This is a genomic window from Caballeronia sp. A2-2, from assembly GCF_057612605.2.
In genome coordinates, this window is record NZ_CM172587.1 from 649,851 (window position 1) to 669,961 (window position 20,111).

Annotated in this window: 19 protein-coding genes; 3 read left to right on the plus strand and 16 right to left on the minus strand. The window is 62.5% G+C overall.

All coding sequences use genetic code 11. From position 1 onward, the window contains the following. Nucleotide 1: 1 nt before the first annotated feature. The 6 genes from ACZCWR_RS03080 to ACZCWR_RS03105 form a co-directional block, all read right to left on the minus strand. Entirely contained in the window at nt 2-1,252 is a 1,251-nt protein-coding gene (locus ACZCWR_RS03080; protein WP_487302265.1) for an AGE family epimerase/isomerase, read from the minus strand. Continuing rightward, a complete protein-coding gene (locus ACZCWR_RS03085) occupies nt 1,249-2,265 on the minus strand; it encodes a LacI family DNA-binding transcriptional regulator (RefSeq protein WP_487302266.1) in 1,017 nt (338 codons plus the stop codon). Before ACZCWR_RS03085 ends, ACZCWR_RS03080 begins: the two co-directional genes overlap by 4 nt. Nucleotides 2,266-2,462: 197 nt before the next feature. Then, nucleotides 2,463-3,071, minus strand: coding sequence for an SAM-dependent methyltransferase (locus ACZCWR_RS03090; protein WP_487302267.1), 609 nt, complete (start codon nt 3,069-3,071; stop codon nt 2,463-2,465). Continuing rightward, nucleotides 3,068-3,874: a PIG-L deacetylase family protein gene (locus tag ACZCWR_RS03095; RefSeq protein ID WP_487302268.1), complete on the minus strand. Its 807-nt coding sequence runs from the start codon at nt 3,872-3,874 to the stop codon at nt 3,068-3,070. The genes ACZCWR_RS03090 and ACZCWR_RS03095 overlap by 4 nt, the downstream gene beginning before the upstream one ends. After that, nucleotides 3,862-4,878: an acyl-CoA dehydrogenase family protein gene (locus ACZCWR_RS03100; protein ID WP_487302269.1), complete on the minus strand. Its 1,017-nt coding sequence runs from the start codon at nt 4,876-4,878 to the stop codon at nt 3,862-3,864. Before ACZCWR_RS03100 ends, ACZCWR_RS03095 begins: the two co-directional genes overlap by 13 nt. A gap of 149 nt (nt 4,879-5,027) precedes the next feature. Continuing rightward, nucleotides 5,028-6,047, minus strand: a complete 1,020-nt coding sequence (locus ACZCWR_RS03105; protein ID WP_487302270.1) for a bile acid:sodium symporter family protein — start codon at nt 6,045-6,047, stop codon at nt 5,028-5,030. A 438-nt stretch (nt 6,048-6,485) separates the two neighbouring features. Between ACZCWR_RS03105 and ACZCWR_RS03110 the strand changes: the two genes are divergently transcribed. Further along, on the plus strand, nt 6,486-6,851 hold the full coding sequence (locus ACZCWR_RS03110) for a hypothetical protein (RefSeq protein ID WP_487302271.1): 366 nt from the start codon (nt 6,486-6,488) through the stop codon (nt 6,849-6,851). Between the two features lie 503 nt (nt 6,852-7,354). Further along, nucleotides 7,355-8,449 carry a porin gene (locus tag ACZCWR_RS03115; RefSeq protein ID WP_487302272.1) on the plus strand — a complete coding sequence of 365 codons (1,095 nt, stop codon included), beginning with the start codon at nt 7,355-7,357 and terminating at the stop codon, nt 8,447-8,449. 1,025 nt (nt 8,450-9,474) lie between these two features. Here the strand turns inward: ACZCWR_RS03115 and ACZCWR_RS03120 are convergent. Continuing rightward, complete coding sequence (locus ACZCWR_RS03120) at nt 9,475-10,437, minus strand: NAD(P)H-dependent flavin oxidoreductase (RefSeq protein WP_487302273.1); 963 nt, start codon at nt 10,435-10,437, stop codon at nt 9,475-9,477. A gap of 254 nt (nt 10,438-10,691) precedes the next feature. On the opposite strand from ACZCWR_RS03120, the gene ACZCWR_RS03125 reads away from it, so the two are divergent. After that, nucleotides 10,692-11,597 (plus strand): alpha/beta fold hydrolase, encoded by a 906-nt coding sequence (locus tag ACZCWR_RS03125; RefSeq protein ID WP_487302274.1) that lies wholly within the window; start codon nt 10,692-10,694, stop codon nt 11,595-11,597. 172 nt (nt 11,598-11,769) lie between these two features. Here ACZCWR_RS03125 and ACZCWR_RS03130 read toward each other — a convergent pair whose 3' ends face one another. The 9 genes from ACZCWR_RS03130 to ACZCWR_RS03170 are packed head-to-tail and all read right to left on the minus strand — an operon-like array spanning nt 11,770 to nt 19,919. Beyond that, nucleotides 11,770-12,681 (minus strand): MBL fold metallo-hydrolase, encoded by a 912-nt coding sequence (locus ACZCWR_RS03130; protein ID WP_487302275.1) that lies wholly within the window; start codon nt 12,679-12,681, stop codon nt 11,770-11,772. After that, nucleotides 12,678-13,235, minus strand: coding sequence for a DUF1289 domain-containing protein (locus tag ACZCWR_RS03135; RefSeq protein ID WP_487303225.1), 558 nt, complete (start codon nt 13,233-13,235; stop codon nt 12,678-12,680). Before ACZCWR_RS03135 ends, ACZCWR_RS03130 begins: the two co-directional genes overlap by 4 nt. 35 nt (nt 13,236-13,270) lie before the next feature. Next, nucleotides 13,271-13,783 (minus strand): YbaK/EbsC family protein, encoded by a 513-nt coding sequence (locus tag ACZCWR_RS03140; RefSeq protein WP_487302276.1) that lies wholly within the window; start codon nt 13,781-13,783, stop codon nt 13,271-13,273. Between the two features lie 31 nt (nt 13,784-13,814). Continuing rightward, a complete protein-coding gene (locus ACZCWR_RS03145) occupies nt 13,815-14,738 on the minus strand; it encodes a hydroxymethylglutaryl-CoA lyase (RefSeq protein ID WP_487302277.1) in 924 nt (307 codons plus the stop codon). Between the two features lie 26 nt (nt 14,739-14,764). Then, nucleotides 14,765-15,706: a 2-hydroxyacid dehydrogenase gene (locus ACZCWR_RS03150; RefSeq protein WP_487302278.1), complete on the minus strand. Its 942-nt coding sequence runs from the start codon at nt 15,704-15,706 to the stop codon at nt 14,765-14,767. Between the two features lie 3 nt (nt 15,707-15,709). Beyond that, nucleotides 15,710-16,714 carry a biotin synthase BioB gene (gene bioB, locus ACZCWR_RS03155; RefSeq protein WP_487302279.1) on the minus strand — a complete coding sequence of 335 codons (1,005 nt, stop codon included), beginning with the start codon at nt 16,712-16,714 and terminating at the stop codon, nt 15,710-15,712. A 12-nt stretch (nt 16,715-16,726) separates the two neighbouring features. Further along, the gene (gene bioD, locus ACZCWR_RS03160; RefSeq protein WP_487302280.1) at nt 16,727-17,428 is read right to left on the minus strand and encodes a dethiobiotin synthase; all 702 of its coding nucleotides are present in this window, start codon (nt 17,426-17,428) and stop codon (nt 16,727-16,729) included. Further along, nucleotides 17,425-18,615, minus strand: a complete 1,191-nt coding sequence (gene bioF / locus ACZCWR_RS03165) for an 8-amino-7-oxononanoate synthase (RefSeq protein ID WP_487302281.1) — start codon at nt 18,613-18,615, stop codon at nt 17,425-17,427. Before bioF ends, bioD begins: the two co-directional genes overlap by 4 nt. After that, the gene (locus ACZCWR_RS03170) at nt 18,612-19,919 is read right to left on the minus strand and encodes an adenosylmethionine--8-amino-7-oxononanoate transaminase (RefSeq protein ID WP_487302282.1); all 1,308 of its coding nucleotides are present in this window, start codon (nt 19,917-19,919) and stop codon (nt 18,612-18,614) included. The genes bioF and ACZCWR_RS03170 overlap by 4 nt, the downstream gene beginning before the upstream one ends. Between the last annotated feature and the right edge of the window lie 192 nt (nt 19,920-20,111).

Consider the following 20,111-nt stretch of genomic DNA (forward strand, 5'->3'; position numbering starts at 1 on the left):
ATCACCGTGTATTTTCAGTCGAAGGCAGCGCGTTCAGCACTTCGTAGCACGCGCCCATGGTGTGATAGTCGGTCTTGCCTGCGGGGCTTTTCTCGTCGCCGTACTTGCGGTTGTCGCACGTGAGGATGCGATACCACGCGCCGTATTTGTGATCGACGAAATGTTCCCAGCTATAGCGCCAGAGTTCGTCGTAGCAATCCCAGAAACGCTCCCGGCCCGTGCGTGCGCCGAGCAGCGCCGCCGCCGCGAAACTTTCCGCCTGCACCCAGAAATACTTGTCGTGGTCGCAGATGGAATCATCCGGGCCGAAGCCGTAGTACAGCCCGCCATGCCGGCTGTCCCATGCGCGGCCAAAACCTGCATCGAACAATTCGATGGCGCGCGGCGCAAGCCACGGCAACTTGCGATGCCGTTCGAGGATCAGCAGCAGCTTCGCCCATTCGGTCTGATGCCCCGGCTGAAAACCCCACGGCCGGAAGATGTTCGAACTGTCCGACTCGTTGTAATGCCAGTCGACTGACCAGTCGCGGTGGTAGTGCTCCCACACCAGCCCGTTCGACAGCTTCGCCTGACGCAGCGTGATGTTGCCCGCGATCTTTTCCGCGCGGTCGAGATAGATCACGTGCCCCGTCGCCTCATACGCCGCGAGCAGCGCTTCGGTCGCATGCATGTTCGCGTTCTGGCCGCGATAGTCGGAAAGCTGCCAGTCGGGCGTGGCTTCGTCGGCGTAAAGGCCGGCGTCGGCGTCCCAGAAGCGGCGTTCCATCAGCGCGAAGGTGTCGTCGATCAAGGGCCGCGCTTCGTCGATGCCCGCCATCGCGGCGTGCGCGCAGGCGAGCAGCACGAAGGCCGTGCCGTAGCAGTGACGCGTGCCGTCCAGCGTGCGCTTCGCGCCGTCGCGCCACTCGATTTCCCAGTCGTAGCCTTCGAGTTCGGCGTCCCAGTGGGCATCGCGCAGAAATTTGAAGGCGTGACGCGCGTCGTCCTGATGCCGCTGTTCGCCGAAGTGGCGATACGCCATCGCGTGATTGAAGACGAAGCGCGTGCTGCTGACGAGATGGCGCGTGGTCCGGTCGTAGACCGTGCCGTCGTCCTTGAAGAAATGGAAGAAGCCGCCGGACGGGTCGCGCGCCGTGGGGGCGTAGAACGCGAGCGTGTCGCGCACGTGGGCGAGCAGGAAGTCGCGGCTGCGGAAGTCGATTGCCTTGTTTTCCATGACGGTGACTTCTGCCAGGGTTGCGGTCGTGTTCATGTCTTTAAAGTTCCGGGATGGCCGGAGCTTGCGCGAGGAATGAAGTTGACGTCCACCAGCGTGTCGGCCTGACCCGACGCATTCGGATGATCTTCCAGCAACAACTCGACGCCGCGCCGCCCGAGCGCTTCCTTGTCCACGGTCACGGTCGATAGCGGCGGCGTGCTTTGCGCGGCCGCCGGAATGTCGTCGAAACCGACGAACGCGATGTCTTCCGGCACGCGCAGACCGTGCGCCAGGCAAACGCGCATGGCAGCGAGGGCCGCAGCATCGTTATAGGCGAAAACGGCGTCGGGTAGCGGATTCGATTGCGCGCGGGCATCGGCGATCAGCCGTTCCATGGCGTCGGCGGACGCGAGATCGGCGGTCAGGCCGGGCTGCGACATGGTTTCGAGCGTCGGATCGAACAGCAGACCGGCATCGAAATACGCCTTCCGATAGCCGAGCGCCCGCTGCGCGATGCTGTGATGCGCCAGCGACCCGCCGATGAACGCCACGCGCCTGCGCCCGAGCGCGAATAAATGCTGCATGGCCAGCGACGCCCCTTTCACGTTGTCGATGTTGACCGAGCGAAAGCCCGGCGCGCGCAGATCGATGAGCACCGTGGGCCGCGCCATGGCATGCAGATGCGCCAGCAGTTCCGGTTCGACGAATCCCGCGACCGCGATGGCATCCGGCGCGTGCAGGCGCATTTGCTGGGCGAGGTCTTGCGTGGGTCCGGCGGTGAGCACCGATGGCACGAGCTTGCGCTCCCGGCAGGCTTCTTCGAAACCGTTGAGGACGTGCGAGAAAAACGGGCTGACGGAGAAATTATTGTGCTGGCGATGCAGCAGGAACGTGACACGGCGAATGCGCGTGCGAAGTTGCGTGGAGTCGTAGCCGAGCCGTTGCGCGACCTCGACGACGCGTTCGCGCGTGGCTTCCGAAAGGCCGGGCTGATTCTTGAGCGCGCGCGAAACTGTCCCGATCGAGACGCTTGCCGCGCGTGCGACATCGCGAATGGTGGTGGCCATCGTGGTGAACTCTCTTGTCTCCGTGAGGCGAATCGGGCCGCGTGTTTATTCGGCGATGCCCGTTCGCTTGTTTGCGGCGATTGTATAGTAAAACCATCGCCGTTTTATGCTTCGGAGAGTTAGAGAAAACCAGTAGAGCCGCTTGAGGATTGAGACTTTAAGGGATTTGTTTGTTTAGTAAAAGTGCGGAAAACGCATTATTCGGCAGATTCGCGTGCGTGGACGGAGCGGCGGTCGGGCGTCCAGACATCGAGCATCATGTCGTCGTCCCAGAAGTGGCAGAGCAGCGGCATGCCCATTTGTCCGCGCATGGCGGCGTGGACGTGTTCGCCGTTGAGCTTCCAGTTATCGATCTGTTTGCGCCAGTGACAGGCGAGCACCGCGCCGTTCGGCGAAAGCGTCTCGCGGATACGCTCGATCACCGCGCGCAGTTGCGCTTCCTCAAGGTAATAGCCGACTTCGCTGATGACGACGAGATCGAGCGGCCGGTCCGGCCACGAATCCGGCAGCATCATTTGATCGACCGTGACGTGCACGAAATTCGCGACGCGTTCTCGCGTGAGCGTGACAGCTTCTTCGTTGATGTCGCCCGCGATGAGTTGGTCGCAGCGCGGCGCAAGTAGCGCCGTGAGTTCTCCATTGCCGCAAGCCGGTTCGAACGCGCAACCATAATGCTCGTGCGGCAACGCGGCGAGCACCAAAGCGCGCTTGCGCCGCTCATACCAGCGATTACGAATGCTCCACGGATCGGCGTTCTCGCGATAAAGCTCGTCGAAGTAAGGCTTGGTCTCGATGCCGCTGCTCATATCAGAATGACTTCGAATGGCCGAATGAGTCTTTCGAGCACATGGTTGGGAAGCACCGGCGGTTTGCCAGTAGCCGAATCCGGCTCGATCTGACTGCGGAAGGCTTGCACTGCGCGCAGCTTGCGGGCGTGCGTTTCGGCGTCCAGCATGACGCGGCGCGCACGGCTCCACGGCACGCGGGAGTCGTCCGGCGATGCCCAGTGCCACGTCCAGACCGGCACTTCGACGAACGGCAGCCGCGCTTCAGTTGCCGCTGCGGAAGCCGCGCGGCCGACGGCTTCGTGATCGGGATGGCCGTCGAAACGCCATGTGCTGAACACGATGTCTTCGGGTTGCAACAGCTTGCCAAGCAGCCCCGCCAGTTTCGGTTCGAACTCCTTCGATCCACCGTCTTGCAAATGCAACCGCGCCACCTGAACTTGCCGCAGATGCAGCCGCTGCAACGCTTCCCGCGTTTCCTGCGGACGCACGCTGGCAAGCCGCTCCGGTGGCCACACCGGCGATCCGGGATGGCTCGCGGTGCCGTCCGTGATCGCAACGATCAGCACGTTGCGGCTCAATTCCGAAAGCCGCGCAAGCAAGCCGCCCGTGCCGAGCACTTCGTCGTCGGGATGCGGCGCGATGACGACCGCGCGTCCGCCGAACGGCACCAGTTCGGCGGGATCGACCTCGGGCAGTGCATCGAGACGTTCCCAGTTGCGCCACGCCGATTCGGGCGTTCCGTTGCCCTCGATCACGCGCGGGGCGCTCGAGGGCTGGTGGCGCAGTTCGGGTTCTCGCGTGTAGGTCGTCACAGTTGCCATGAAAAGACTTCCTCTGTTAGTGCCTGCTGAGCCAGCGATGCTTCGTCGCGCTCGGCGTGGCTTTGTCGTATGAACACCGGCAGGTCCGCCATCAGGTGCGCGAAATGATCGTCGCGGCACAGCGGACCGGCGCCGAGCGCGCGGCCGGCGCGCTCCATGACAAGTACAGCCGCACGTTCCGCGCCCAGACGCGCGCGCATGACGGTGGTCATGGAATTGGCGTTCGGCGTCCGGTCGATGAACGCCGCGCTTTCGCGCAGCAGCGCCGCCGTGGCGCTCAATGCGGTGTCGATCGCGCCGAGATGCGCGAGCTTGTGGGGCTCCGCGCGGCGTCGCACATCACGCACCACGAATTCGGCGATGCCCGCTGCCGCGCCGAACCAGCACGCCGCGATACCCGCGCCGCCGTGCCAGAATCCCGGACGTTCGAGATATGCGCGCGGCGCGCCGATGCGTTTCGCGGGAACGTCGTCGAAATGGACATCGACGCTGGCGCTTGCGTGCATGCCGACCGCCGTCCAGCCGGATTGCGTGACTTGCACGCCGGGTTGTCGCAGATCGACGGCCGCAAGCACGCTTTCGTCGCGCTCGTTCCACGCGGTGACAAGCGCGTGCGTGATCGATGCCGCGCCCGAGCACCACGCTTTGGTTCCGCGCAAGCGCAGGTTCTCGCCGTCATCGCCGATGGCCTGAAGGCGCGCGTTGGGCGGCTCGGCGGCCCACACGCCCCATGCCGCATTGGGCGTTTCGGAAGCGCCGAGTTCGGCAAGGATCGCGAGGGCATCGGTGTGACCTTCGTAGAGCTTGACCAGCGCGAGATCAAACGCGGCGACCGCGCCCAATGCCTGCCAGCGGGCAAGCGTTTCTCCCTGACCCGGAAGCGGTAGTCGATCAAGACCCGCATCGATCAGCGCACGCAGTGCGCGGCCGGTGCTTGCGGCATCGCCACGCTCGAAGGGCATGTCGGACAGAAACGCGCGCAGCGCCGGGGATGTCGCGGACATCGGCATGGTCTCTCCTGTTCGTGGGCGGTGCGTCATGAACAAGAGTGTGGCAATGCCCATGCCCGGCCGCTATTCGCCCAGACGATATAAGCAAAAAGGACAAAGGCCGCACGAGGCGGCCTTCGATGTGACGAGCAGAGCTGAACTTTCTAATGACGCGCGGGCGCCGTGACGCTCTTCGTATCGCGTGTTTTGTCGGACGCGGTCTTGCGCGCGCCCCAGCGTTGCGCGAGCACCGCGCACACCATCAACTGAATCTGGTGGAACAGCATGAGCGGGAGCACGACCGCACCGACCGCGTGCGAGGCGAAGATGACCTTCGCCATAGGAATGCCGGAAGCGAGGCTTTTCTTCGAGCCGCAGAAGATGATCGTGATCTGATCGGCCCGCGAGAACCCTAGCCGTTTGGCTGTGAACGCAGTAATGCACAACGCGACCGCGAGCAGCAGGATATTCACCGCCAGCAGCCCGCCGAGGGTGGACAGCGAAATGGAATGCCAGATGCCTTCGTTCACGGCCTCGCTGAACGCCACATACACCACCAGCAGAATCGAGCCCTGATCGACGTACTTGAGCACGGCCTTGCGCGAATCGATCCATTTGCCGATGGCCGGCCGCAGCAACTGCCCGGCAATGAACGGCACCAGCAATTGCATGACGATGCTACCGACCGTGTGCCACGGATCGCCCGTCGTCGCGCCGTGATTGGTGACCACCAGCCCGACCAGCGCAGGCGTGATGAAGATGCCAAGCAGACTCGACGCCGACGCGCTGCACACCGCCGCTGGCACGTTGCCCTTCGCCATCGACGTGAACGCAATGGACGATTGAACCGTGGATGGCAACGTGCAGAGAAACAGAATGCCGGTATAGAGCGCGGGCGTGACGAGCGGGCTCAGCAACGGCTTGAGCGCCACGCCGAGCACCGGAAACAGCACGAAAGTACTCAGGAGCACGAGCAAATGGAGCCGCCAGTGCGTCGCGCCCGCGACGATCGCCTCACGCGAAAGCTTCGCGCCGTGCAAAAAGAACAGCAGCCCGATGGCGATGTTCGTGATCCAGTTGAACGCCACCGCCACGCTGCCGCGACACGGCAAAAAGCTCGCGAGGATGACGGTGCTGATCAGCGCCAGCGTGAAGTTATCGGGAAGAAGTTTGGGCCGTGCCATGGGGATTCTCGTGCTGAAGTCGCCGCAGTGACGCGCGGCATCCGGTGCATCACTTAGGTAGAAACCATGAATTCTCGCCCGGCGTCGATTGAATTGGCAAATTCATTTACTAAAACGATTGATTCCATGTGCGCATGAATCGAACCGAAGCGTGGCGCAACTTTCGCACCGCCTCAAGTCATTATCGATGCGGGCAAAATGATCCGACCAGTACATTTTTCATCATATGTTTCGATATGCCAAGTACTGCCGAATCGGGGCGCGAAACAATGAAAAACTCTGACGTAACATGGTGTTACAACCCTCGCGCAGGCCTAACACTTTTTGGCTCGACGGCTTGCACGCCGCGAAATAAATTGTTGGGTAGACCGGTTGAGGGGCCGGCGTGTCATGTCGATACGCAGCCTCATCGCTCCGATTTGAGCTTCCGTTCTCGACATGACGCGCACAGGCATTCGCAAGATTACTCGACTCATCGCATCCACCGCGCTCGTGGCGCTGGCGGGTGTGGGGTCGCTTGCGTTGGCGGGTCCGCGTGCCGAATGGCTGTCGTCGGGCAACGATGATTCGCCGGCCGCGCGTCCGTCGATGCCGTTCACCACGGTCGCAGCGAAAGACGGCCTCACGCCCGTGAGCGCCGAAGTGCGCCCCGTCCCGCACGCTGAACAGGCCGCGCCGTTTCGCGGCGCCGGTTCCATTCGCGCTGACATCGCGCGATACAACGAGGAACGCAGCGCACCGCATCCGGTGGGTCGTCCTTCGGATGACGCGCGTTCGCCCGTCAACGCGAACTATCGCAACTGACCGAAGCGCACCGATAGTCGTCACGCCTTAACTTCGTAGTTAACGAAAAATTATTGGCGCGTCCATCGCCGCTGTCACGCTGACGTAATCTCACCACACTTCATCGTCAAGTTTCGCGACGATCGTTCCGCTTCGTTTATCTCACACGGACAATGCGCGCTTGCAGCAAGACGCGCGCATCCGATCATTTCGAATTCCTTTCGATGCGTCGTCAGCCGCGCCGATGCTGGCTCTGCGGGATGCCATTCCGCACATCCGGCAAAAGCAATCGGTTGCTGCACGCGTGCGCTGGTGTTCATCGAAAACGCTGCGTATCCGAACCGCTATACCCGCAATAACCAATTTTTTTTTTGACCGGAAAAATGGTCCGTAAAGATGGTGCCGCTCCAGTTGCGAAGCCGCTCGCCAAGAAATCCGAGAAGCCATCAAGCCGGTCTGGCGAAGCGAGTGCAACGTTTCTCGCCCGCCAAGCATTCAACTTTTGACAAACGACAGGAGAGTTCATGAAGCCAACCGTCAACCGTGCGTACAAGGCTACGGTGAAGGCCACCGTAGTCGCCGCCATGTTCGGCTTCCTCGCCGCAGGAGCGGCACACGCGCAATCGAGCGTTTCGTTGTACGGACAGGTCGATGAATGGGTCGGCGCAACGCGATTCCCGGGCAGCGACCGTGCTTGGAACGTCGGCGGCGGCGGCATGTCCACGTCGTACTGGGGCATGAAGGGCTCCGAAGACCTCGGCAATGGCTATAAGGCCATCTTCACGTTGGAAGCCTTCTTCCGCGCTCAGAACGGTCAGGTTGGCCGCTTCCAGGGCGACACGTTCTTCGCGCGTAACTCGTATGTCGGCATTCAAGGTCCGATCGGTACGTTCACGGCGGGCCGTCTGACCACGCAACTGTTCGTCTCGACGATTCTGTTCAACCCGTTCGTCGATTCGTACACCTTCTCGCCGATGGTCTACCACGTGTTCCTCGGCAACGGCACGTTCCCGACCTACACGACCGATCAGGGCGTGACGGGAGACTCCGGCTGGAACAACGCGGTGCAGTACACCACGCCCGACTTCAACGGCCTGTCCGGCAGCGCGATGTACGCATTCGGAAATGCCGCAGGCGACAACCGCTCGAAGAAGTACAGCGCGCAGTTCCTGTACTTCCACGGCCCGTTCGCCGCGACCGGCGTGTATCAGTACGTCAACTTCAACAACACGCCGGGCGATCTGCCGACGTCGAATGCGTTCACCATTCCCGGCTACAAGAGCCAGAGCGTCGGGCAGCTCGGTGCATCGTTCGACATGAAGTATGTGAAGTTCTTCGCGCAGTACATGTACACGAAGAACGATATCGCGCCGACGCCGTTCCACGTCAACACGGGGCAGGGTGGCGTGACCGTGCCGGTCGGTCCGGGGATGGTGATGGCCTCTTACGCGTATTCGCGCAGCAATGGCGGGCTGGATCAGACGCACAAGAGCTGGGCGGTGGGGTATGACTATCCGCTTTCCAAGCGCACGGATGTTTATGCTGCTTACCTGAACGATAAATACACTAGTGTGTCGACGGGCGATACGTTTGGGGTGGGTATTCGCGCGAAGTTCTGAGCTTCGTAGTTTGGATTTGGAAACGCTGCGCTTCGGTTTATTCGGGCGTGGCGTTTTTTTATGCTGTGAGCGTGAAGAACAACTGTAGACAGCAGCGCTCGACGTGACGGACAGTGGTTGTTTTTGCTGTCGTATTTGAGTTTGTTGTTGTGTCGTGCAAAGGGCTTCTGTTTTTGGGCTTTTATTGCAGTAGCCGCCTCCCCGGCGGGGGGGTAACTTTCTTTGCTGCTGCAAAGAAAGTCACCAAAGAAAGCAGCTTTTTACCCCATGCACGATGGCTGGAAAGGGTTGGTCTGGATTAACCGATACAGTGGCCGCAATAGGACTTTCCACGCATAACGAGCCGCTTAGGCAACCTGGCGATTGCACGCTCGAATCCTTTTGCCTTAGTGGATCGCATTCATTCTTTCGGCCATGCGCTTCGCGCGCCGAGAACGTAAGAACGGAATCCCGCAGCGTATCAGCGCCCAGCTACATCACGCCGCATCGCACCTCTCCCATTCGGCCCTACCTTGGTAAGTGCTTCTGGGCAAAGCACGCACACCAACGCACGTCATCTTTTAGCGAAGCACTAACCAAGGTAGGGCCGAATAGCAATCTTGCGGGGAAGCGTGATATGGCTGGGCGCTTATAGGCTGCGGGATTCCGTTCTTAAGTTCTCGGCGCGCGTAGCGCATGGCCGAAAGAATGAGCGCGGACCACAGAACTAAGAGGATTCGAGTGCGTAATCGCGAGGTTGCCCATACGCTTAACCAACCGAGGGACGTCCTATTGCGGCCACTGCATCGTTAATCCAGACCAACCCTCTCCAGCCATCGTGCATGGGGTAAAAAGCTGCTTTCTTTGGTGACTTTCTTTGCAGCAGCAAAGAAAGTTACCCCCCCGCCGGGGAGGCGGCTACTGCAATAAAAGCCCAAACGACAGAAGCCCCTTGCACGACATAAAAACACCACCACAATCCAATAATTCCAAAAGCACAAGCTCCAACCCGCCCCGAAAAACACAAGGCGTCGCCTAAACACAAATCACCCAATCCCCAACCGCACCTTCGCATCGTCATACTCGCGCCTCAACCGCGCGACCAATTCCCCCACCGCAGGCACGTCTTCCATCAAACCGACGCCTTGCCCCGCGCCCCAGATATCCTTCCACGCTTTCGCCTTGCCGGTGCCTTCGGCGAAGTTCATCGCGGTCTTGTCGGATTCGGGCAGTGCGTTCGGATCGAGTCCCGCATTCACGATGCTCTCGCGGATGTAGTTCCCATGCACGCCCGTGAACAGGTTCGTATAAACGATGTCCGCCGCGCTCGCATCGACGATGGCTTGCTTGTAGCGCTCCTGCGCGTGCGCCTCTTTCGTCGCGATGAAGCGCGTGCCCATGTACGCCAGGTCCGCGCCCATGGCCTGCGCGGCGAGAATGGAGCCGCCATTGGCGATAGCGCCCGACAGCACGATCGGCCCGTCGAACATGCGCCGCACTTCGCCCACCAGCGCGAACGGTGAAGTCGTTCCAGCGTGACCGCCCGCGCCCGCCGCCACCAGAATCAACCCATCGACGCCCGCTTCCAGCGCCTTCTGCGCATGCCTCAGATTGATCACATCGTGCAGCACGATTCCGCCATACGAATGCACCGCATCGATCATCTCTTTCACGGGCGCGCGCAGACTCGTGATGAAGATCGGCACCTGATGCTCCACGCACACGCGCACATCCTGTTCGAGCCGCGCATTCGACTGATGCACGATCTGATTGACCGCAATCGGCCCAATCACTGCATTAGGATTCGCCGCCTTGTGTTCGGCAAGTGCGTGTTGAATCTGCGTGAGCCATTCGTCGAGCATTTCGGCGGGGCGTGCATTCAACGCAGGAAACGATCCGACAATGCCCGCCTTGCACTGCGCGAGCACGAGTTCGGGATAACTGACGATAAACATCGGCGACCCGACGACGGGCAACGCGAGGTGCTGCAGGATGGCGGGAAGGGCCATGACGCGAGTCTCCTGAATAGGGACGGTGCAGCCATCGACGATTGTAAGGGCGTGGCGCGCGGCTGCACGAAGTTTTGTATCGGCGGGTTTGAGCGAGGCGCAGAACGATCGTTCGATTATAGGGACCGCTAACTGAGCGGAGAACCGCAATTTCCGAAGACTTCTTCGGTTTTGGCCTGCAAGCGGTGTTGCGCACGCCTACACGACTCCTCGCTGCCTAAAATGAAGCGCACTGCCACCAACAAAAACTCATCATGTCTTTCGGAGACTACGAGCCGTTTCGCGTCGCCACGGCGGACGTCGAAATCGCGGGCATGAAGGGAGGCGACGGCGCGCCGCTGCTGTTGTTGCACGGGCATCCGCAAACGCACGAAATCTGGCACGCCTGCGCCGATGAACTCGCGCGCCATTTCTCCGTGATCGCCACGGATTTGCGCGGCTGCGGTGCGTCGGGCAAACCGCCGGGCGATGCATCTCACACGACGTATTCCAAACGCGCGATGGCCGCCGATCAGGTCGCCGTCATGCGGCACTTCGGCTTCGAGCGCTTTTTCGTCTGCGCGCACGATCGGGGCGCGCGCGTGGCGCATCGCATGGCGATGGATCACGCGGATGCCGTCGATCGCCTGATGCTGCTCGACATCGCGCCGACGCTCGCCATGTTCGATGCCACCGACCGCAAATTCGCCACGTCGAACTTTCATTGGTTCATGCTGATTCAGCCGTCGCCATTGCCGGAATCGATGCTGAGCGCCGCGCCGGATGCGTATATCGACCGCCTGATGGGCAGCGGTCCCGATGGACTCGCGCCCTTCGCGCCGCATGCGTTGCAGGCGTATCGCGATGCGTTCAAGTCGCCCGGCGCGATCCACGCGGCCTGCGAGGACTATCGCGCGGCCGCGGGCATCGATCTGGAGCATGAGCGCGAAGACCGCGAGCGCGGCAACAAGATCGCGTGCCCGTTGCGCGTGCTGTGGGGCGAGCACAGCGTCATCGGGCAACGTTTCGACGCGCTCGCCGAATGGCGTCGCGTCGCGCGCGATGCCAGCGGACGCGCGCTGCCCTGCGGCCACTACCTTCCCGAAGAACAGCCCGACGCGTTGCTCGCCGAGATGCTTGCATTTTTCGGCACCGTCGACGATGAAGCTCCCGGCGGATGAACGTTAGGAAGCACGTTCAGCCACCTTTCAGCCGCCTGTACAAATTCTGTAGGGAAAGCACCGATGCACGCGAGATAAGCTCGCGTTACGATTCGTTGGACGTTGATCACGTCCAACCAATTCTGCCGCTTGCCGTTGCTGACAAGCGGCTTTCTTTTTTCGGCGGACGTTTTCAGTCCACCGAGACCGTTTCTCCGTTCACCTTCACCACGCCGCTATTCGCCAGTTCGCCGACGATGCGTTCCAACAGCACGCGACGTTCGTTCGGCGGCGCGAGTGCATCGGCGGCGGCGCGCATGGCGCGGGCGGTTTGCATCATCGAGAGCAGGGCGTCGAAAGGCATCGCGCGCGTTTCCATCAGCCTGAAGACGATCAGCACCTTGAGCGCGTTCTTCGCGTTGCGCGAAGGATCGGCCGACAAATACGCCAGCCGCGATGACGCGACATCCAGCGCACGCGCGACATCCGTGAACGGCGCGCCGTGTCCCGGAATGACGACATCCACTTCCAGCCGCGCGATCAGTTCGAGCACCGCGCGTTCTTCCGCGAAACCGCTTTCGCCTTCCAGTTCCGGAAAGATCACGCCGAAGCCGTTTTCCCACAAGGCATCCGCGCTGATGAGCACGCGTGCTTCGGGAGAATGCAGCATGAGCGAATGCGGATCGTGGCCCGGCGCGCCGAGCACGGACCAGTCGAAGCCGCCGAGCGAAAGCGTCATGCCTTGCCTGAGCGTGCCCGTGAAGCCGAAGCGCTCGCAATGCTGGCCGGTCGCGCGGAAGGTGAGCGCGTCTTCGTCCCAATCGCGGACGGCGCGTGCTTCGCTTTCGGGAATCAGCGTGTCGCACGCGTAAGTCTGTTGAAGCAACGCGTTGCCGCCGCAATGATCCGAATGCAGATGCGTGTTGACGACTGCATCCAGCCTGCGCGTGCCGAGCTTCTGGCGCACGAGCGCCAACGTCTGCGGCGCGTGCGACGCGTAACCGGTGTCGATGAGCGTCGCGTTGTCATCGCTCAGGAACAACACATTGTTCGACGAGAGCCAGCCGCGCTCGAAGACCGTCATCGATGCGGGCAGCGCGATCATGCGCGTGGCTCCATCGGCATGACGGCGATGGTCGCGGTCGCTTTCATCACCACTTCGCCGGATTGATTGCGCGCGCCGCCCTTGAGCTTGACGAGATCGCCCTTGAGGCTCGGATGCCATTGCGCGTCGACCACGGTCCAGTGCATGGTGATTTCGTCGTCCACTTTGACCGCGCGCGTCAGCCGGATGCCGAATTCCAGCCCGAGCGGCTGCGCGTACCGCGAGAAGTGCGACGCCAGCAGCGCCATGAGATGCGCAGTCGGCTGCGTGCCGGACGCGATCAAGGTGCCGAAACGGCTTGCGCGGGCGATGGCGTCGTCGTGATGCAGCGGGTTCGTGTCGTTGACGAGCGTGGCAAACTGCCTGATGGAATCCGCTGGCAAGACCAGCTTCGCCTCGAACGATTCACCGAGCATGACCACGCGCGCGCCCTGTTTGCGGCTTTCGAGGCGCGCGAGCACGGCGCGTTTGGTGTCGTCGTCATAACCCGACCACGCCGCGATTTCATCGATGGTGCGAAAACAGCCGTCGCAGAAACCGGTGCCTGGATTCATGCGGCACACATCGACGCACGGCGACGCCACGTCGCTCATGACGCCGCCGTTTCGCGCTGCGCGACATCCGCGACCGGCGCGCCGGTGAGTTCGACCAATTCCTGCGGCGACAGATTGAACACCGCATGCGGATGCCCGGCCGCCGCCCACAGGCTGTCGAGCGCGAGCAGGTCTTCATCGATCAGCACGACGGGCTTCACCGCGTGACCGATCGGGCACACGCCGCCAATCGCATAACCGGTTTTCTCGCGCACGAACTTGGCGTCGGCGCGTGCGAGTTCGCCCACGCGCGCGGCGACTTTCGCTTCGTCCACGCGATTCGCGCCGGATGCGATCACGAGCACGGGCGCGTCGTCGTTCTTGCGGCGAAAGAGGATCGACTTCGCGATTTGCGCGATGGAGCAGCCGAGTCCCGCAGCGGCTTCGGCCGAAGTCTTGCCGGTTTCCGGCAGCATCACCACGGCATGCGGATGGCCGCGTTCCTTGAGCAAAAGGGCGACGCGCCGCGCCGATTCGGGCAAGGCGTCGAGATGAGTGGCTTCTGTCATTGCGGTTCCGATCTCCTTTATATCGATGCCTTCAGGCGCAGACTTCCGCGCCGCTTTGCCGTTTCGCGAGCAACGCACGTCCCGCACGCGATGCGCTCGGCTTGCCGATGGCGCGCGAAATGAAATCCCCAATATCGACGAGCTTGTCGAGGTCCACACCCGTTTCGATGCCTAGTCCGTTCAGCAGATAGACCACGTCTTCCGTCGCGACATTCCCCGTCGCGCCTTTCGCATACGGACACCCGCCGAGCCCCGCCACCGACGCATGAAAAATCTCGATGCCTTCGAGCAGCGCCGCATGAATATTGCCGATGGCCTGGCCATACGTATCGTGAAAATGCCCCGAGAGCTGTTCGCGCGGAAATACCTTCGATGCCGCCGCCAGCACTTCGCGCGTGCGTCGCGGCGTGCCGACGCCGATGGTATCCGCGATGTCGATTTCATCGCAGCCGAGCGCCTTCATGCGTTCGACCACATCCACGACCGATGCGATGCTCACCTCGCCCTGATACGGACAGCCGAGCGCGCACGAAATGCTGCCGCGCAGCCGCATGCCTGCATCCTTTGCCGCCTTCGCAACCGGCTCGAAGCGCGCGACGCTCTCCGCAATGCTGCAATTGATGTTCTTCTGCGAAAACGCTTCGCTGGCCGCGCCGAAGATCACGATTTCGTCGGCCTTCGCTTCGACCGCGCCTTCGAAGCCGCGCATGTTCGGCGTCAGCACCGAGTAGATCGTGCCGGAACGACGCGCGATGCCTGCCATCACGGCGGCGGCATCCGCCATTTGCGGCACCCACTTTGGCGAGACGAACGACGTCGATTCCACATTGACGATGCCCGCGTTCGCGAGCCGGTCGATCAGTTCGATCTTGGTTCCGGTCGCGACGAATTCCTTTTCGTTCTGCAAGCCGTCGCGCGGAGCGACTTCGACGATTTTCACTTTATTGGGGAACATGTCTTGTCTCCTTTGATGCGGGTTTTTCAATACCCGCGCGCAAGATCGACTATGCCGCTGATCGGCTCGCCGCGCTCGAACGCTTTGATCTTCGCCGCGATCTGCACGATGCTTTCCTCGCGCAAGGTTTCAGCGGAAACGTGCGGCGTGACCTTCACGCGCGGATGCCGCCAGAACGCGTGATCCTGCGGCAGCGGTTCGGTGTGGAATACGTCGAGCGTTGCGCCTGCGAGTTGGCCGCTGTCGAGTGCGGCGAGCAGGTCTTCATCGACGAGATGCGGGCCGCGTGCGAGATTCACGAGATATGCACCGTGCGCGAGCTTGGCGAAGGTTCGCTTGTTCAGGACGCCTTCGGTGTCTGGCGTATGTGGAAGCAGGTTGATGAGCAGCTTCACGCCGTCGAGGAAATCGTCGAAACGGTCGGGGCCGGCGTAGACATCGACGCCTGCAATTTCCTTCGATGTACGGCTGTATCCGCGCACCGGTACGTCAAGCGTGCGAAGCGCCTTCGCGACTTCACTGCCCAGCACGCCTAAACCTAGCACGCCGACGGTGAACGTGTTGCGTGCGTGCTGCGGCAGCTTTTGCCAGCGCGATTCGCGTTGCAGCGTGTCGTATTCATCGAAGCGGCGCAGGTAGTGGAGCACGCAGTACGTCGCGTATTCGACCATCTGCTGCGCCATACCGGTGTCTTCGAGCCGCACGAGCAACGCGTTCGGCGGCAGCGTGCCGGGCTGCGCGCGTTCGACTTCGAGGATGGCGTCCACGCCCGCGCCGAGATTGAAGACGGCCTTCAGGTCGGGACGGTTGGCGAAGAGTTCGCGCGGGGCGCGCCAGACGACGGCGTAGTCGGCTGGAGCGGTGTCGCCGGGCTGCCATTCGCGGATGTCGGCGTCAGGGAGTTCGCGTTGTAGGCCGCCGAGCCAGGCGTCGAGGTCGGCGTTTTGTTCGTAGAAGAGGATGCGCATGGCTCAATTCGCCCCGAACCCCGCCTCCGCCCGCATCCCCAACCGCCCAATCAACTTCCGATCCGCTTCCGCCTGCGGATTGCTCGTCGTCAACAACTGATCGCCGTAGAAAATCGAATTCGCGCCTGCCGCAAAGCACAACGCCTGCAACGCTTCATCCATCTGCTCGCGGCCTGCCGACAAGCGCACCATCGCTTTGGGCATGGTGATGCGCGCCACCGCGATCGTGCGCACGAACTCGAACGGGTCCAGCGCTTCGGTGCCCGTCAGCGGCGTGCCCGCGACCTGCACGAGATTGTTGATCGGCACCGATTCGGGATACGGCTCCATGTTCGCCAGTTGCGAAATCAGCCCCGCGCGCTCGCGCCGCGATTCGCCCATGCCGACAATCCCGCCACAACACACGTTGATTCCCGCATCGCGCACATGTTCCAGCGTGTCCAGACGATCCTGATACGTGCGCGTCGAGATGATCTGGCCGTAAAACTCCGGCGATGTATCGAGATTGTGGTTGTAGTAATCCAGCCCGGCATCGCGCAGACTGTGCGCCTGATGCGCTTCCAGCATCCCGAGCGTGACGCACGTTTCGAGGCCCATCGCCTTCACGCCGCGAATCATGTCCTTGATCGGCTCGAGATGACGGTCCTTCGGATTGCGCCACGCCGCGCCCATGCAAAAACGCGTCGCGCCATTCGACTTGGCGACTTCGGCCGCCTTTAGAACCGCATCCACTTCCATGAGTTTTTCGGCCTTCAAACCCGTGTCGTGATGCACCGACTGCGGACAGTACGCGCAGTCTTCCTCGCAGCCGCCCGTCTTGATCGACAGCAGCGTGGAAAGCTGCACGGCGTTCGGATCGAAATGTTCGCGATGCACCGTCTGCGCGCGATACAGCAGATCGTTGAACGGCAGATCGTAGAGCGCGACGACATCCGCCACGCGCCAGCGGTTCTTCACGGGTGCATCGACAGGGGCGTTTTCAGCGTGAGCGGTCATTTGCAGCGTCATGAGTTAGTCCTTTCAGTGATGCGGATTCGACAAAGCGCCGATGTCGAGACAATCGGCGGCGCGCGCGGCCAGCGTATCGGCAGGCGGCACAAGATGAGGAACGATACCGAGAAGCGGCGCGGCCAGACGTGCCTTCAGCGTCGCGATATTTTCTTCGGGATACAGCATGTTCGGATCGACGCGGTTCGCGACCCAGCCCGCGAGCGTAAGCCCGCGCGCGGCGATGGATTCGGCCGTCAGCAACGCATGGCTGATGCACCCGAGCCGCATGCCGACGACGAGCACCACGGGCAGATTCAGCGCGACGGCGAGATCGGCGGTGTCGTGCATCTCGTCGAGCGGCACGCGAAAACCGCCGACGCCTTCGACCACGACGACATCCGCGCGCTCACACGCCACCCGATGCGCCTCCACGATACGCCCGATATCCAGCCGAATGCCCTCGCGCGCCGCCGCGATGTGCGGCGCAATCGGCTCGCGCATCATGAACGGCGTGCGAATGTCGTTCGGCAACGCGACGTTCGCGGCGGCATCGAGTTGATCGGCGTCGTCGTTGTGGAGGATGCCATTGCGTTCGGTCGCGCCGGAAGCAATCGGCTTCATCGCGGCGGCGCGCAGGCCCGCGCGCGCGAAGCCGTGTAACAGCGCGGAAGAAACGAGCGTCTTGCCGATTTCCGTATCGGTCCCGGCGACGAAAAAAGATGCAGCCGTCATAGCGATATCAAAGCCTCGTTGAGCCGCGCGAGATCGTCCTCGCTGTGCGCGGCCGAAAGCGAAATGCGTAAGCGCGATGTGCCCGCAGGCACGGTCGGCGGACGAATCGCCGGAACCCACAGTCCTTGCCGGTCGAGCGCGGCGGCAATGGCGAGCGTCTCATCGTTGCCGCCGATGACGAGCGGCTGCACGGCGGTATGCGAGTCGACCGGCATATAGCGCGTGCGCTTGAGCATGCCACGCGTGGTTTCGATGAGCGATGCGAGATGCGCACGGCGCGCGTCGCCTTCATCGCCCGCAATGATGCCGATGCTCGCCGACACCGCATGCGCCACCGCCGGCGGCGATGCCGTCGTGAAGATGTACGGACGCGCGCGCTGCACGAGCCATTCGATTACGTTCGCATCTCCTGCGACGAACGCGCCCGACACGCCCGCCGCCTTGCCGAGCGTGCCGACATAGACCAGATGCTTCGAGCGCAACGCGTAGTGGGCCAGCGCGCCGCGACCTTGCGGGCCGAGCACGCCGAAACCGTGTGCATCGTCCACGACGAGCCACGCGCCGTATTGCTCCGCGAGTTCGACGAGCCGCGCGAGCGGCGCGATATCGCCGTCCATGCTGAACACCGTGTCGGTGACGATGAGCTTCGTCGCGGCATCGTCGCGCGAGGCGTCGAGCATGGCGTCGAGCGCGGCCATGTCGGCGTGCGGATAAATCTGCGTCTGCGCGCGCGACAAACGCACGCCGTCGATCAGCGAGGCGTGGTTCAGCGCATCCGAAAAGACGATCGTGCCGCGTCCCGCCAGCGCGGTGACGATCGCGAGATTTGCCATGTAGCCGGTGCTGAAGTACAACGCGCGCGGATCGTCGACGAAACCGCCGCTGAACGCCGCGAGTTCGTCTTCGAGTTTCGCGTGGGCGCGCGAATGTCCGCCGAGCAAGTGCGATCCGCCGCTTCCCGCGCCGTACAGCGACGCGCCTTCGGCCAGCGCCGCGCGCAGCGCATCGTGCGCGGCGAGGCCGAGATAATCGTTGCTCGCGAAGCCGATGACCTTGCGGCCATCCACGGTCATGTGCGCGGAACACGCGCCGTCGATGGTCTTGCGGCGACGGTGCAGACCGCGTGCGTCGAGATCGGCGAGGCCTTGTTTCAGGGCATCGTAAAGCGCCTGCGAGGTGTCGCTCATGCCGCGCCTCCGGCCAGCGTGGCATCGAGCGTCTCGCGCGTGCGTTGTGCGAGCAGCGCGAGTTCGTCATCGCTCAGGATGTACGGCGGCATCATGTACACCGTCGTGCCGATGGGGCGCATCAACAGTTCGCGTTGCAGCGCGTTGGCGAAGAAACGGCGTGAGAACGTGCGGTCTTCGATCGCGACATCGAACGCGAAGATCGTGCCGCGTTCGCGCAGATTGCGCACGCTTTCGTGCTTCGAAAGCGGCTTTAGAACTTCGCGCAGGACGGCGGATTTGCGGCGGTTTTCGGCAAGCACGTTCGCGCTGTCGAACAGGTCGAGCGTGGCGAGCGCGGCGCGGCACGCCAGCGGATTACCCGTGTACGAATGCGAATGCAGGAAGCCGCGCGTGATGTCGTCGTCGTAGAAGGCGGCGTAGATTTCGTCGCGCGTGAGCACGATCGACAAAGGCAGATAGCCGCCGCTGATGCCCTTCGACAAGCAAATGAAATCCGGCCAGATCGCCGCTTGCTCGCAGGCGAAGAACGTGCCGGTGCGGCCGCAGCCGACAGCGATTTCATCGGCGATCAGGTGAACGCCGAACTCGTCGCACAGCGCGCGCAGTTGCGTGAGGTACGCGGGGTCGTACATCGCCATGCCGGCGGCACATTGCACGAGCGGTTCGACGATCACCGCCGAAAGCTGCGCTGCGCGTTGTTCGAACAGCGTGCGCATCGCGGCGATGGCGGCATCCGTTCCGCTCGATGCGGGCGACGCCACCACATGCGCGTGACGGATCAGCGGATCGTAGGCGTCCTTGAAAATGGCGACGTCCGTCACGCCCAGCGCGCCGATGGTCTCGCCGTGGTAACTGTTGGCGAGGCACACGAATTCGCGCTTCTCGCTGTGACCGCGATTGCGCCAAAAGTGGAAGCTCATCTTCAGTGCGATTTCCACCGCCGACGCGCCATCGGACGCGAAGAACGCATGGCCGAGCGTGCGTTGCGTGAGCGCGGAAAGGCGCTCGGCAAGTTCGACGGCGCTTGCGTGCGTGCAGCCTGCGAGCATCGCGTGTTCGAGCGTGTCGAGCTGATCCTTGAGCGCGCGGTTGATGCTCGGGTTCGCGTGGCCGAACAGATTGACCCACCACGAGCTGATGGCATCGAGATAACGGTTGCCTGCGGGATCGTAAAGCCACGCGCCCTGACCGCGCGCGATGGGCACGAGCGGCACGCGTTCGTGATGCTTCATCTGGGTACACGGATGCCACACGGCGGCGAGCGAACGTTCGACCCAGTCCTGATTCGTTTGTGTATTCAAAAAACGGCTCCCAGGTCCGCTATCTTCACGGACCGGATACGGCGTGATTGCTGGATGGTGTGCGGCCCATTATCGCTAATACGGGCGAAGCGGTCGCTTTTCGGCAGGCATTTGGCCGCGAGCCGTGCGATGGCCGGGCAGAAGGAAAAACGCTATGGCGCGCATCGTCGCCGAAGTCGGGCCGATTGGCGC

Excerpts from the sequence above, each read along its gene's own strand:
- ACZCWR_RS03080 (WP_487302265.1), bottom strand. The coding sequence starts at position 1,252 with ATGAACACGACCGCAACCCTGGCAGAAGTCACCGTCATGGAAAACAAG.
- ACZCWR_RS03085 (WP_487302266.1), bottom strand. The coding sequence starts at position 2,265 with ATGGCCACCACCATTCGCGATGTCGCACGCGCGGCAAGCGTCTCGATC.
- ACZCWR_RS03090 (WP_487302267.1), bottom strand. The coding sequence starts at position 3,071 with ATGAGCAGCGGCATCGAGACCAAGCCTTACTTCGACGAGCTTTATCGC.
- ACZCWR_RS03095 (WP_487302268.1), bottom strand. The coding sequence starts at position 3,874 with ATGGCAACTGTGACGACCTACACGCGAGAACCCGAACTGCGCCACCAG.
- ACZCWR_RS03100 (WP_487302269.1), bottom strand. The coding sequence starts at position 4,878 with ATGTCCGCGACATCCCCGGCGCTGCGCGCGTTTCTGTCCGACATGCCC.
- ACZCWR_RS03105 (WP_487302270.1), bottom strand. The coding sequence starts at position 6,047 with ATGGCACGGCCCAAACTTCTTCCCGATAACTTCACGCTGGCGCTGATC.
- ACZCWR_RS03110 (WP_487302271.1), top strand. The coding sequence starts at position 6,486 with ATGACGCGCACAGGCATTCGCAAGATTACTCGACTCATCGCATCCACC.
- ACZCWR_RS03115 (WP_487302272.1), top strand. The coding sequence starts at position 7,355 with ATGAAGCCAACCGTCAACCGTGCGTACAAGGCTACGGTGAAGGCCACC.
- ACZCWR_RS03120 (WP_487302273.1), bottom strand. The coding sequence starts at position 10,437 with ATGGCCCTTCCCGCCATCCTGCAGCACCTCGCGTTGCCCGTCGTCGGG.
- ACZCWR_RS03125 (WP_487302274.1), top strand. The coding sequence starts at position 10,692 with ATGTCTTTCGGAGACTACGAGCCGTTTCGCGTCGCCACGGCGGACGTC.
- ACZCWR_RS03130 (WP_487302275.1), bottom strand. The coding sequence starts at position 12,681 with ATGATCGCGCTGCCCGCATCGATGACGGTCTTCGAGCGCGGCTGGCTC.
- ACZCWR_RS03135 (WP_487303225.1), bottom strand. The coding sequence starts at position 13,235 with ATGAATCCAGGCACCGGTTTCTGCGACGGCTGTTTTCGCACCATCGAT.
- ACZCWR_RS03140 (WP_487302276.1), bottom strand. The coding sequence starts at position 13,783 with ATGACAGAAGCCACTCATCTCGACGCCTTGCCCGAATCGGCGCGGCGC.
- ACZCWR_RS03145 (WP_487302277.1), bottom strand. The coding sequence starts at position 14,738 with ATGTTCCCCAATAAAGTGAAAATCGTCGAAGTCGCTCCGCGCGACGGC.
- ACZCWR_RS03150 (WP_487302278.1), bottom strand. The coding sequence starts at position 15,706 with ATGCGCATCCTCTTCTACGAACAAAACGCCGACCTCGACGCCTGGCTC.
- bioB (WP_487302279.1), bottom strand. The coding sequence starts at position 16,714 with ATGACGCTGCAAATGACCGCTCACGCTGAAAACGCCCCTGTCGATGCA.
- bioD (WP_487302280.1), bottom strand. The coding sequence starts at position 17,428 with ATGACGGCTGCATCTTTTTTCGTCGCCGGGACCGATACGGAAATCGGC.
- bioF (WP_487302281.1), bottom strand. The coding sequence starts at position 18,615 with ATGAGCGACACCTCGCAGGCGCTTTACGATGCCCTGAAACAAGGCCTC.